Source organism: Paraburkholderia guartelaensis (assembly GCF_004353905.1).
Classification (GTDB): Bacteria; Pseudomonadota; Gammaproteobacteria; order Burkholderiales; family Burkholderiaceae; genus Paraburkholderia; species Paraburkholderia guartelaensis.
The window spans coordinates 235,268-247,191 of the sequence record NZ_SMOD01000004.1 but is presented as its reverse complement, the minus strand read 5'-3'; the positions used below and the strand labels follow the sequence as shown (position 1 = coordinate 247,191).

General features: G+C 65.4%; 11 protein-coding genes and 1 riboswitch. Of the genes, 3 read left to right on the top strand and 8 right to left on the bottom strand.

Going from position 1 to position 11,924, the window contains the following annotated elements; all coding sequences use genetic code 11:
- Positions 1-50 precede the first annotated feature (50 nt).
- Positions 51-626, top strand: coding sequence for a hypothetical protein (locus E1N52_RS44565; RefSeq protein ID WP_205965590.1), 576 nt, complete (start codon positions 51-53; stop codon positions 624-626).
- Positions 627-742: 116 nt separating this feature from the next.
- Here E1N52_RS44565 and E1N52_RS07415 read toward each other — a convergent pair whose 3' ends face one another.
- Both E1N52_RS07415 and E1N52_RS07410 read right to left on the bottom strand, forming a co-directional pair.
- A complete protein-coding gene (locus E1N52_RS07415; RefSeq protein ID WP_133181552.1) occupies positions 743-2,026 on the bottom strand; it encodes a DUF3443 domain-containing protein in 1,284 nt (427 codons plus the stop codon).
- Entirely contained in the window at positions 2,023-2,496 is a 474-nt protein-coding gene (locus E1N52_RS07410; protein WP_133181550.1) for a DUF2844 domain-containing protein, read from the bottom strand. Before E1N52_RS07410 ends, E1N52_RS07415 begins: the two co-directional genes overlap by 4 nt.
- A 387-nt stretch (positions 2,497-2,883) precedes the next feature.
- Between E1N52_RS07410 and bamC the strand changes: the two genes are divergently transcribed.
- On the top strand, positions 2,884-4,122 hold the full coding sequence (gene bamC / locus E1N52_RS07405; RefSeq protein ID WP_133181548.1) for an outer membrane protein assembly factor BamC: 1,239 nt from the start codon (positions 2,884-2,886) through the stop codon (positions 4,120-4,122).
- Positions 4,123-4,239: 117 nt separating this feature from the next.
- On the opposite strand, the gene E1N52_RS07400 is transcribed toward bamC, so the two are convergent.
- The 5 genes from E1N52_RS07400 to E1N52_RS07380 form a co-directional block, all read right to left on the bottom strand.
- Positions 4,240-5,838 (bottom strand): L-lactate permease, encoded by a 1,599-nt coding sequence (locus E1N52_RS07400; RefSeq protein ID WP_133181546.1) that lies wholly within the window; start codon positions 5,836-5,838, stop codon positions 4,240-4,242.
- 231 nt (positions 5,839-6,069) lie between these two features.
- The gene (locus E1N52_RS07395; protein WP_133181544.1) at positions 6,070-6,459 is read right to left on the bottom strand and encodes a hypothetical protein; all 390 of its coding nucleotides are present in this window, start codon (positions 6,457-6,459) and stop codon (positions 6,070-6,072) included.
- Between the two features lie 338 nt (positions 6,460-6,797).
- Positions 6,798-7,019 carry a glycine zipper 2TM domain-containing protein gene (locus E1N52_RS07390; RefSeq protein ID WP_133181542.1) on the bottom strand — a complete coding sequence of 74 codons (222 nt, stop codon included), beginning with the start codon at positions 7,017-7,019 and terminating at the stop codon, positions 6,798-6,800.
- Between the two features lie 212 nt (positions 7,020-7,231).
- A complete protein-coding gene (thiC, locus tag E1N52_RS07385) occupies positions 7,232-9,163 on the bottom strand; it encodes a phosphomethylpyrimidine synthase ThiC (RefSeq protein ID WP_133181541.1) in 1,932 nt (643 codons plus the stop codon).
- A gap of 104 nt (positions 9,164-9,267) precedes the next feature.
- Positions 9,268-9,397: riboswitch (TPP riboswitch) on the bottom strand.
- 97 nt (positions 9,398-9,494) lie between these two features.
- Positions 9,495-9,902 (bottom strand): GreA/GreB family elongation factor, encoded by a 408-nt coding sequence (locus tag E1N52_RS07380; RefSeq protein WP_133181539.1) that lies wholly within the window; start codon positions 9,900-9,902, stop codon positions 9,495-9,497.
- Positions 9,903-10,618: 716 nt separating this feature from the next.
- Here E1N52_RS07380 and E1N52_RS07375 point away from each other — a divergent pair.
- A complete protein-coding gene (locus E1N52_RS07375) occupies positions 10,619-11,572 on the top strand; it encodes an EamA family transporter (protein WP_425468025.1) in 954 nt (317 codons plus the stop codon).
- A 177-nt stretch (positions 11,573-11,749) separates the two neighbouring features.
- Here E1N52_RS07375 and E1N52_RS07370 read toward each other — a convergent pair whose 3' ends face one another.
- Positions 11,750-11,887 (bottom strand): entericidin A/B family lipoprotein, encoded by a 138-nt coding sequence (locus E1N52_RS07370; RefSeq protein ID WP_133181536.1) that lies wholly within the window; start codon positions 11,885-11,887, stop codon positions 11,750-11,752.
- Positions 11,888-11,924: the final 37 nt, after the last annotated feature.

Genomic DNA, 11,924 nt, shown 5'->3' with positions numbered 1-11,924 from the left:
TTCCCCGCCCCGTACGCTACAATTGCCGCAGCCTGAAAATCGGATGAGCGATGAACAAACGTAACGCATGCCTCGCCGGCCTCGCGGCCGCCGTCACCCTGCTCGCGGGATGCGCGGCGCAGTACCGCAATACCAGCACCTGCGAAGAGGAGATGCGTACGCGCCTTGCCGATACGACGCTCGGCGACCTCAAAGTCACGCATAGCGCGACGACGTATCGTGGCGCGCGCGTGGTGATCGAAGGGCAACTCGAGCATGGCGCGGCGTCGGCAGCCGCGGCTGCATCGGCGCCGTCTGCCTCGGCGGCTTCGGCGGCTTCGGCAGCGACCGCCACGGCGCAGAGCGCCAACGAGGCTCCCACGGTCACGGCGCCGTCGGTGCAGGCGGCGGCGTTGCCCGGCACGATTTCGGTTCCCACCGCTCCCGTCGACCAGGGCGGCGCGCCAGAAGGCAAGCCGACCACGCCGGTCGCGGCGCTGGTCGCGAAGCTCGGCATCAAGAAGGCCGTGGTCACGCCGGCCGCTGCGGAGTGCACCTTCAGCGAGTCGGGCCTCGCAACGTTCCGCTGGCTCGCGCCGCCGAAGCTCGCGAAGACCACGCCCGACCCGAACGCCGCGAACGACTAAGGCGATCTCACTGTTCGCCGTTGCGTTTCCACGCTCGCGCAAGCTGCGCGCATGAAGGCCTCGCTAGAGGCCTTCGTCGTTTGTGACTGACGAAACTTTGGCGGGGGCGGGCGCGCTCAGAACGCGAAGAATGGTCCGCTGCCTGCGGGCGTGGCTTGCCCGGCGATCGCCGTGAACACGCGCCGCCCGAAGAAGAACGGCAGCCCCCAGCCGAACGCGCTGGCGTTGTAGCCGGCCAGATTGCTGAAGGCCCAGTTGCCGCTCGCGAAAAGCGTCGTCGAACTCGTGACCGCGAAGGTCAGGGAAGCCCCCACGCCGTCGATGCCGGCAATCGTCGCGCCGAGGCTGACAGGCGAACTCGGGCAATACCAGAATCCGCAGCGCGTCATCGTCGAGCTGTTGAAGTACAGCGCGTTTGAGCCCGTGTCGAGGTAGCTCAGCGAGTAGACGGTGCCGTCCGATGTCGTCGTCTTCACATAGCCGGTGCCCGATTTCGCGCGCAGCACGGTTGCGCTGCCGAGCGCGTTGTTCGCCTGCGAGCCGATGCCGAAGATCATCGACCCGCTCACCCCGGACGCGCCGCTGTCGGCCAAGGCCGGCAAATCGATGACGACGCCGTTGTTGTCGGTGGCAAAGCCCGCCACCGGGTTGCTGACCTGTTGCGCAAGCGGTTGTGCGCTCGCCGTGCAGCCGCTCGCCGGGCACGCGTAGTACCACGGCGTGATTGCCGCCCTGACGCAGGACACGCCGCAATCGGCGCTGAACGGCCCCACGCCGAGGATGCCATTCGAGCGCAGCGTGGCGGCGCTGTTCATCGCGAGGCCGCTGCCAGCGCACCCGGCCGGTGCGGAGGCGGGCACGGCTGGGTCGGCGATCACCTGGATCGGCAGCGCGGCGGCGATTTCGCCCGCGAGCTTCACATCAGCGCTGCGCACTGCGCCCCAAGCGTAACCGGTGCCGAACACGGCGCATTCTCCGGCGATGTCGGCTCCCGCGCCGGCTGGCACGGCGGGCAGCGCGAAGCCCGACGGCAGTGCAGAAGCCAGCAGACGCAGGCCTTGCGAGCCGGTATCGACCTGTACGTTGTCGACGGTCGCGCAGTTCGCGGTGCCCGGCACGCAGACCGTGACGCTCGCCATCAGCATATTGCGCGTCGAGGTGGGCGTCGGGCCGACCGTGACGGCCACGACATTGGGTGTGGTCGATTGCGGCACCGTGCCGCTCGTGCCGGTGGTCGACGGTGCGCTCGAGGGGCTTGCGGCACCCGGGGCGCTGGCGGGCGCCGTGGCGCCTGTGCTCGCGGACGCGGTCCCGCTGCCACCGCCACCGCAAGCAGCGAGTGAGGCGCAAAGCCAGGCGCAAAGCGCGAGGAGGGCGACGCGTTGAGAGCGTGCCTTCATTGCAGGTCCCCGACGCTCACGCCCGCGGGCAGCGCGGTCGGCAGCCACGCGCGTCCCACGTAGGCGCGCATGCGGCCTGCCGTCTCGACCACGACCTGAGCGCCTTCCACGCGCGCGGCGTGCAGGCCGTCGTGGCCTGTGGCGTGAAGCGCCGCGGCGGCACTGCGCCAGTCGGCTGCGTAATGGCCCAGCAGCGCCTCCACGTTGGGCTGAGCCGGCCCTTGCCATGTGTACGCGAAGACCGTGCCGCTCGCGCTCCCCACATATTCGTTGATGGTCGTGCCGCCGTCGTCGACGTAGCTCACGACGCGCCCCGCGCCGCCACCGACGGCGCGCAAGGATGCGCCGGCCGGCACCGCTGCGGTGTCGCCGAGCGCGGCGCGGGCAGGCACGGCGGAAAAGCCCAGGCAACTGAGCGCGCAGGCGAAGGCCGCGGCGCGGCCCGCCTGGGTAAGGCTGCAAGTTTTCATGACGCTCTCCGGTCCTACTTTTTATGAATCCCTTTTTTGAGATTTCGAAATGAAATTAGCACCGGGGTCGCACTCGCAAGCGTCCCAGGCTGACAGGGCGGTAGAGCGCAATGGGTGGTGTTGGCGTGGATCGGAGTTAATGCATTGATCCAAAAGGAAATTGGCGGCGATCCAGCAGGCTTGCAGTGTCGGATCGAATGTCGAGGAATGTTACGGCGAGGTCGGTTTGGCGAGTCACGTCGACGGTCCGGCGCGCGTCGCCGCGACCGATAGCGGGTCAGGATTGCTTGCCACCCCTTGTTTTTGCACAGCGGGCCGCTGGACCGGTAAAATGTTTGGTTGATCCACGGAAACTGGCCGTGGCGTAGCCGAAGGGATTACCCGAACATGAGTGATTTTCATCAACGTCTTGCCGCACGCGCGCTTGCGCTTCTGATGGCGGGCGGGCTGGTCGCCGGCTGCAGCTCGCCGACGCCAGGCAAGATCGATTACCGTAGTGACGCCAAGGCGAAGCAGTCCTCGCTCGCTGTGCCGCCGAACATGCTCGACGAAGCGTCCGACCAGCGCTCGCTCGCACCGCAGGGCGGCGAAACTTCGCTCTCCTCCCTCAAGCAGACCCAGGCCGCCGCGCCGCAGTCCGATGAGGCCCAGGTGGTTCCGCAGGTGCCGGGCATGCGTATCCAGCGTGACGGCACGGAAAGCTGGCTCGTGATCGACAGCCGCACGCCCGACCAGGTCTGGGCGCAAGTGCGCCGCTTCTGGCAGGAACAAGGCTTCCTGCTCGTGGTCGACCAGCGCGACAAGGGCGTGATGGAAACGGACTGGAACGAAACCCATCCGAAGATCAGCGACGGCCTCATCCGCAACACGCTCTCGTGGGCCACGGGCAACTCGTACGTGACCGCCGAGCGCAACAAGTACCGCACGCGCCTCGAAACGTCGCCCAACGGCGGCACCTATGTGTTCATCAGCCAGAAGGGTCTGAGCGAACAGCTCTCGGGCACCAACAACGACACCAGCAAGTGGGTCCCGAAGCCTAACGACCCCGCGCTCGAAGCCGAGTACCTCAAGCGCCTCATGATGACGCTCGCGAATGCGAAGCCGGGCGTACCCGACGCGCAGATCGCGGCTGAAGCCGACGCCAAGGCCAACAGCAAGGGCACCGACGCGAAGAAGAGCGCTCCGGACGCCGCTGCGGCCGCCATGGCCGCGCAGAACGTCGCAGCCGTGGGCCAGCAGTCGGGCAGCGGTTCGTCGAACGCGCAGGGCACGTCGGGCCAGTACACCTCGTCGGAACTCACGCTAGGCGAGCCGTACGACCGCGCATGGGTGCGTGTGGGCATCGCGCTCGACCGCGCCAACTTCACCGTGGACGATCGCGACCGCACGAAGGGCATCTACTACGTGCGCTACGTCGATCCGAAGGACCTGAGCTCGGACGAGCAGGGCTTCTGGAACCAGATCTTCCACGGTCGCAAGGAAAAGGTTGCGAAGCAGTACAAGCTCAACGTGCGCGCCGTGACCGATAACCAGACGCGCGTCGCGATCGTCGACGACAACGGCCAGATCGACTCGTCGCGCCCGGCGCAGGAGATCATGAGCCTCGTGGTCGACGAACTGCACTAAGCATCGCGCTGCATTTTGCTTAAGCCGGCGTTAAGCTAGCCGAATAAATGCCGCAAAAGAAAACCCGCCTGCGCTTTGCCGCGCAGGCGGTTTTTTTCATGCACGCGCTGGCCGCACTCAGTGCGGAATCATCCAGGTGAGCACGTTCTGTTGCAGCCACACGAGGATGCCGAGCAACACCGTCAACAGGATCGAGTGCTTGAACGTCTTCGCGAACACAATGCCTTCCTGCCCCTTGAGGTCCGTCGTAGCGACGCCCGTCGCGATGTTTTGCGGCGAGATCATCTTGCCCATGACGCCGCCAGACGAGTTGGTCGCCGCCATCAGGATGGGATTGAGGTTGAGCTGTTTCGCGGCCACCACCTGCAGGTTGCCGAACAGCGCATTGCCCGAGGTGTCGCTGCCCGAGAGGAACACCGCGACCCAGCCGAGGAAGGCCGAAACGAGCGGGAAGAACGCGCCGACCGACGACACCGCGAGACCCAGCGTATAGGTGAGCCCCGAGTAGTTCATGAGGAACGCGAGCCCGACGATCGTCGCGACCGTGAGGATGGCGATGCGCGTCTGCACCCAGGTATCGACGATCGCGACGCCGAAATCGGCGGGCTTCAGGCGCACGACGAATGCGGTGATGATCGCCGCGACGAGGATCGCCGTGCCGGTGGCGAGCGGCTGGAAGTCCCAGATCGCGCCATAGGGCGTGTTGTAGAGCGTGATGTAGACGGCCTTGTCGAGGCCCGGCCACGGCACTTTCACCTCGCCGATCGTGAAGACCTTCGCGACGGTCCAGATGATCACGACGGCCGCGACGATGATCCACGGATACCAGCCCTGCGCGCCCGTCACAGCGCCGCGCGTTTCTTTCGCACGATCGACCTTGATGGTGAAGCGCGGATCGGCCGCGGGCTTCCACATGCGCAGGAACAGGATCGTGAGGATCAGCGAGACGAGCGACGAGAGCACGTCGGTGAGGCTGTAGTTGATGAAGTTGGCCGTGACGAACTGCGTGAGGGCGAAGCTGCCGCCCGAGACGAGCAGCACCGGCCAGATGCGCAGCATGCCGCCCACGCCCGCGTAGATTGCGATGACATAGAACGGCAGCAGCAACGCGAAAAACGGCAACTGGCGGCCGACCATCTGGCCGAGCAGATCGGCCGGCAGGTGCGTAACGGCGCCGAGCACGGTGATCGGCACGCCGAGCGCGCCGAACGCTACCGGCGCCGTGTTGAAGATGAGCGTGAAGGTCAGGGCCTCGAGGGTCGGAAAGCCGAGCATGATGAGCAGCGAGCTCGTAATGGCGATCGGCGTGCCGAAGCCGGAAATCCCTTCGAACAGGGCGCCGAACGAGAAGCCGACTACGACCAGCACGATGCGCCGGTCGTTGGGCAGATTGTCGAGCAGCCACATGCGAAAGGCCGCGAAGCGGCCTGAGCGCAGCGCGATGTTGTAGAGCAGGATCGCCGTGACGACGATCCACATCACCGGCCAGAGCGCGAACACCACGCCCGCGAGCACCGAGCTGATCGCGAGATTGACCGGAAACTGCCAGCCGCCGATCGCGACGATCAGACCGACCACGAGCCCCGCTAGCGAGGCTTGCCATGCGGGCCGCCGCGCCCAGCCGAGCAGGGCGAGCACGGTGAGAATCGGCAGCACGGCGATTAGAAACGAAAACAGCAGTGAATTGCCGATGGGGGTCAACAGCTGGTGGAACATCACGTCTCCTTTATGCTGGTTCGTTATCGGCGCAGCAGTGCGGCAGCGTGCGCCGGGGCGCGTCGTCGGCTGTGGAGTTCAGTGCGCGGCCAGGTGGCCGAGTTAAGGCGGTGCTTCAATCCCCGCTAGCCCACTTGGAGGATAGATAACGACACGGGAGCGTCAAGGAGGGAAAGTACGGTCCGGCACCGTTTTGCGGTGCATTTTGCGGCGCGGCTGGGTGCGTGAGCGTCAGTGATGCCAGTGTCCGCCTCCGCCGCCCCAGTAGCCAAAGCCGAACGAGACGGCGGGCGCGCCCCAGCCCCAGCCATAAGCGGGGTAAGGGTAGTACGCCGGGTAAGCCGCGGGGTAAGCGGGATAGGCAGGATACGCCGGCCATGCAGGTACGGCGATCGCAACGGGCGGCGAGGGATAAAGCGGTCCCGGATACTGCGCGTCGGGCACGGCGGCTGGAGCCGGGTTCGGCGCTGTTTGAACGACTGCGGTGTCCTGCTGGGTGGCCGCAACCGGCACGGTGCCGTAGTAGTAGGGCGGGTAGCCGTATGGGGCGTAGTAGTAGCAGCCGGAAAGCGCAGGGAGCGCGCTCGCGGCGGCGATCACAAACACAGACGGACGTTTCATGGCGGGCTCCGCGAGTGGCCAACGGCCGCGCGGGATTATCGCCTTCAGGCCCGGGCCGTCTGATCGATTGAGCTTACGCCGGACGAACGCGCTTTGCGTTGCGCGTCGTTAACCGAATATTTCGCGTGGTACTCCCACTTCGATGGCACGACCCAAGCAAACGCGGCGCAGCCCGTGAGGGTCTGCGCCGCGCATCCTTCCCTGATGCACGCCATGAATGGCGTGTTGCCTGTCGCGTCGTTTCTGTTCTGTGCCGTCGCTTCGATCGTGCAGCGTTTCGTGCTGCCGCATCGTCGATTCGTACTGGCGCTAATGCTTATATGACGCTTATTTGCCGCTTACTTGCCGACCTGATTGCCGATCACACCACCCACCGCCGCGCCGCCCACCGTGGAGAGCGCATTGCCGCCAATTGCCGCGCCGGCCGCGCCACCCACGCCCGCGCCTATCACCGTATCGCGGTCGCGTCTCGACATGTCGTCGCAAGCGCCAAGACTGCCCAGCACGGCGACGAGTGTCGTCACCGTGAGCAGCGTGCGTGCATGTTTGAGCGTATTCATTTTTCGACTCCCCACGCATGATGCGTTCGAGTGTGCGGTGCGGCGTGCGCTGGGGCGCACGCCGCGCCTTCGATACCCTCATCCTAGCCACGCGACCCGTATCCGGGTGTGTGCGCTTGTCAGAGAGCTGTGGGAGTCGTTAGAAAATGTTTCGGCGGACGGCGCGCGTCCGCCGGGGCGTAGGAAGCCCTGGGTGAGCCCGAAGTTAGCGCTTACTGCCGCTGATAGATTTCGGCGCCCTGCTTGATGAACTCGACCGCCTTCACTTCCATGCCCTTCTTCAGGGCCTCGTCGTCGCTCACGCCTTGCTTGGCCGCGAAGTCGCGCACGTCCTGGGTGATCTTCATCGAGCAGAAGTGCGGGCCGCACATCGAGCAGAAGTGCGCGACCTTGGCCGAGTCCTTCGGCAGCGTTTCGTCGTGGAACTCGCGTGCCTTGTCCGGATCGAGGCCGAGATTGAACTGGTCTTCCCAGCGGAACTCGAAGCGCGCCTTCGACAATGCGTTGTCGCGCACCTGCGCGCCCGGATGACCCTTCGCGAGATCGGCCGCATGCGCCGCGAGCTTGTACGTGATGATGCCTTCCTTCACGTCGTCCTTGTTCGGCAGGCCCAGGTGTTCCTTCGGCGTCACATAGCAGAGCATGGCCGTGCCGAACCAGCCGATCATCGCGGCGCCAATGCCCGAGGTGATGTGGTCGTAGCCCGGCGCGATGTCGGTGGTGAGCGGCCCGAGCGTGTAGAAGGGCGCTTCCTTGCACCAGTCGAGCTGGAGATCCATGTTCTCCTTGATGAGCTGCATCGGCACGTGGCCCGGACCTTCGATCATCACCTGCACGTCGTGCTTCCACGCGATCTGCGTGAGTTCGCCAAGCGTCTTCAGCTCGCCGAGCTGGGCTTCGTCATTGGCGTCGTAGATCGAGCCGGGACGCAGGCCGTCGCCGAGCGAGAAGCTCACGTCGTATGCCTTCATGATTTCGCAGATCTCTTCGAAATGCTCATAAATGAAGGACTCCTTGTGATGCGCGAGACACCACTTGGCCATGATCGACCCGCCGCGCGAGACGATGCCCGTCATGCGGTTCGCGGTGAGCGGCACGTACTGCAGACGCACGCCCGCGTGAATCGTGAAGTAATCCACGCCCTGCTCAGCCTGCTCGATGAGCGTGTCGCGGAACATTTCCCACGTGAGGTCTTCGGCCTTGCCGTTGACCTTTTCGAGCGCCTGGTAGATCGGCACCGTGCCGATCGGCACCGGCGAGTTGCGGATGATCCACTCGCGCGTTTCGTGAATGTGCTTGCCGGTCGAGAGGTCCATGACGGTGTCGCCGCCCCAGCGGATCGCCCACGTCATCTTGTCGACTTCTTCGCCGATCGACGAGGTGACCGCCGAATTGCCGATGTTCGCGTTGATCTTCACGAGGAAGTTGCGGCCGATGATCATCGGCTCGCTTTCCGGGTGGTTGATGTTCGCGGGAATGATCGCGCGGCCGCGCGCGATTTCGTCGCGCACGAACTCGGGCGTGATTTCCTTGAGCGCGTTCTCGCCGAAGGCGGCTGCGCCGAACGCCTGGCCCGGATGCTGGCGGCCCATCATCGCGGCGAGCTTCGCGCCGTTCGGGCCGCTCGCCTTGAGACTTTCCAGATACTCGGCGCGGCGCTGGTTCTCGCGAATCGCGATGTATTCCATCTCGGGCGTGATGATGCCCTGGCGCGCGTAGTGCATCTGCGTGACGTTCTTGCCGGCCTTCGCGCGGCGCGGCGTGCGGTGCAGGCCGGGGAAGCGCAGTTCGGCCGTCGCGGGGTCGGCGGCGCGCTCGCGGCCGTATTCGGACGAGAGGCCCGGCAGCGCTTCGGTGTCGCCGCGCTTTTCGATCCAGCCCTGACGCAGCGCAGGCAGGCCCTCGCGAATGTCGATCTTCGCTTCAGGGTCCGTGTAAGGGCCCGAGGTGTCGTAGACGTAGATCGGCGGATTCTTTTCGCCGCCGAAGCCCGTGGGCGTATCCGCCTGCGTGATTTCGCGCATCGGCACGCGGATATCGGGCTGCGAACCGGTCACGTAGATCTTGCGGGAATTGGGCAGCGGCGCGATCGCGGCTTCGTCGACGTGCGCGTTGGCGGAAATGAACTTCGGATTCGCGTTCATGCGTCTCTCTCTCCATGCAAAGCAAAGTGGGAACAGCGGCTTAGCAGGAGACGAGACGGAACGTGGACGGACTTCGCTGTGTTGAGATGAGGCACTGAGCGATGTTGCGAAGTCCGGACGCTTCCCTGCGCTGGCATTATCCAGATCAGGTTCAAAGGGTATTTCTCACCCGCGAAATACGCTGCACGACTTTCGTTCGATGCGGCGCATGACGCAGGACCCCCGCGTAAGCAAGGCCAAACGATACACCGCGCTGCGACGATCTGGCAAGTGCCATCTCGCGTGCGATGTGGCAGTCGCGGGGTGGCGCGATCTTTCGTATGCGCGGAACTTACAGCGTGAAATCCTTAGACGCTTCGGGCTGAAACAGGATGCGTTCAATCTTCAGCGTTTCGACCGCGCCGCCCGGCGTCGTGAATCGCACGGCGTTGCCGCGCTTCGCGCCGAGGAGCGCGAGACCCGCGGGCGAGAATACGTTCAGGCGCCCGGCGTCGACGTTCGCCTCGTGCGGATAGACGACCGTGTACGTGAGGGATGCGCCGTCGCGCTCATCCACGAGCGTGACCTGCGAGTTCATCGTCACGACATTGGCGGCCATGTCGCGCGATTCCACGATCACGGCGTGTTCGAGGAGCTCGTCGAGCATGGCCTGGCGCGCGGGCGCGGCGCCGGGTTCTGCGGCGCATTTTTCGAGGCGTGCGACATCGAGTTCGGTGAAGTAACGGATTTTCTTCGACATGGCAGTTTTCCTTGCGATCCAGAAAAGATTCGAAGTAACGGCGGGAGCTGGCGGGCGAAACCGCGCAATGGGGCGCGGGCCCCAGCGGGGCGCAACGGATCGGCCCGGAGCCCGACCGAACGGCTCCGATGGGTTGGGGGAGGCGGGTTCAGTGCGGGCGCCGGGCGGCGTAAAGCGGGGCGGACAGGGGAGGCAGGGTGCGCGCTCGGGTGTCGAGAGGCCACACCGCCGTTCGCTCGCGCTCTGCGCGTGCGCGCGCCGGCGCGCCGCGCGAATGGCGTGGCGGCAAGGCGAATTCGGGGCGCGAAACGAGCGAAGGCATGGCGAGCGGCGTGTATGAAACCCAGTTGATGAAAGTTAAACGAAAGGTTATGTCATGCTAGCACGATCTAACACAGGCGGCGCGACGGGGTCGGCGAACGTCGATATGGTGCGCGATCGGCCGTCCGGGCTTGCGTCTCGCGCACTGTGACGCGCACGCAACGAATCGCCGCGCATAAAGCATCCTGAAAGCATCCGCAACACCCGGCGTTGTTGCATAATGCGCTTCGCCCGTCCCGGGTGTCCTTCGTACTCCGTCTTTTTTTCGCGTTTTTGCGCATCTGCACCATGCCGTCGAGCTTCACACGTCCCGCCACCTTGCTGCCGGGGCGCCCGCGGTCCTGCCTTTCACCTGCCGCGGTGAATTGACGATGCCTCCCCGTTTGCCTTTCCACGTGAACACTCGATCTTTTTTCGCCGGGGCCCAGCAGGTCGCAGCCGCGCTATGGCGTTTCGTGCGTGCCGTACGGCTGCCGCAATCGCGCACCGGACGCGTTGCGCTCTCGCTCGCCGTCGTCTACTTCGTCTGGGGCTCAACGTATCTCGGCGTGAAGGTTGCGCTCGATTCGTTTCCGCCACTCCTGCTCTCCGGCTTGCGCAATCTGCTCGCCGGGATCGGCCTGTTCATCTTCGCCATGCGCCGGCGGCCCGTCATGCCTACGCTGCTCGAAGTGCGCAACGCGGGTGTGGTGGGCACGCTGCTCGTGGGCCTGTCGAGCGGCATGCTCGCCTACGGCATGCGTACCGTGGGCACCGGCAAGGCGGCGGTGATGGTCGCCACGGTGCCGCTCTTCGCGACCGTGATTTCGGCGGTCACCGGTCGGCGCGTGGCGAAGGCCGAATGGGCCGCGGTCGCGCTCGGCCTCGTCGGCATTGCCATCCTGAGCCATGGTGGCGCCGCGTCCGGATCGGCGGGCGGCAGCCTCGCGATTCTGTGCGGCGCGCTCTTCTGGGCAATCGGCGCGCATCTGGCGGGCAAGCTCACGTTGCCGACCGATCTCTTCGTCGCGACGGCGCTGCAGATCGGCCTTGGCGGCGCCATTTCGACGACGGTCGCGTGGATCAGCGGCGAACGCATGGGCGAGCTGCATTTCCTGCCGCTCGTGGCATTCCTCTACCTGCTTTTTATCGGCACGATGGCGGCCTATGTCGCGTATGGCTACCTGATCCGCCATACCAGCCCGCTCGTCGCCAGTAGCTGCATGTACGTGAATCCCGTTGTTGCCGTCGCGCTCGGCGCATTGCTGCTCGGCGAGCCGGTCACGAGCGCAACCGTTGCCGCGACCGTGCTGATTCTCGGCAGCGTGGGTTTGTCGTTCCTGTTCGACGACCGCCGCCGCACTTCCTGAGTTCTTCCTGACTTCGCGACGCGCCTCGCGTCGTCGCGCCGCGTTGCGCGCGCGGCCGCTGCGCATGTTACGCGCGCAGCGGCCGCGACTTCATCGCTCACCGGTGATGCCCGGCAGCCGCTTACGATCCACGCACGCGTTAGCCGTCATCCCGGCGCCTTTACCGTCTGCCAGACACTACTTCGCCTTTTCCGCCGAGTTCGTGAGGGCGTGGCCGCCTGCGGAAACGTCCTCGCCGGCACCCGCCATCGTGTTGCAGGCCGAGAGCGCTGCCAGCGAAGCGGAAACGAGAAAGAGGGCAATCAGGCGTTTCATGAGGAAGTCCTCCACGGTGTCAAAGGAGATCACTCTC

Excerpts from the sequence above, each read along its gene's own strand:
- E1N52_RS44565 (WP_205965590.1), top strand. The coding sequence starts at position 51 with ATGAACAAACGTAACGCATGCCTCGCCGGCCTCGCGGCCGCCGTCACC.
- E1N52_RS07415 (WP_133181552.1), bottom strand. The coding sequence starts at position 2,026 with ATGAAGGCACGCTCTCAACGCGTCGCCCTCCTCGCGCTTTGCGCCTGG.
- E1N52_RS07410 (WP_133181550.1), bottom strand. The coding sequence starts at position 2,496 with ATGAAAACTTGCAGCCTTACCCAGGCGGGCCGCGCCGCGGCCTTCGCC.
- bamC (WP_133181548.1), top strand. The coding sequence starts at position 2,884 with ATGAGTGATTTTCATCAACGTCTTGCCGCACGCGCGCTTGCGCTTCTG.
- E1N52_RS07400 (WP_133181546.1), bottom strand. The coding sequence starts at position 5,838 with ATGTTCCACCAGCTGTTGACCCCCATCGGCAATTCACTGCTGTTTTCG.
- E1N52_RS07395 (WP_133181544.1), bottom strand. The coding sequence starts at position 6,459 with ATGAAACGTCCGTCTGTGTTTGTGATCGCCGCCGCGAGCGCGCTCCCT.
- E1N52_RS07390 (WP_133181542.1), bottom strand. The coding sequence starts at position 7,019 with ATGAATACGCTCAAACATGCACGCACGCTGCTCACGGTGACGACACTC.
- thiC (WP_133181541.1), bottom strand. The coding sequence starts at position 9,163 with ATGAACGCGAATCCGAAGTTCATTTCCGCCAACGCGCACGTCGACGAA.
- E1N52_RS07380 (WP_133181539.1), bottom strand. The coding sequence starts at position 9,902 with ATGTCGAAGAAAATCCGTTACTTCACCGAACTCGATGTCGCACGCCTC.
- E1N52_RS07370 (WP_133181536.1), bottom strand. The coding sequence starts at position 11,887 with ATGAAACGCCTGATTGCCCTCTTTCTCGTTTCCGCTTCGCTGGCAGCG.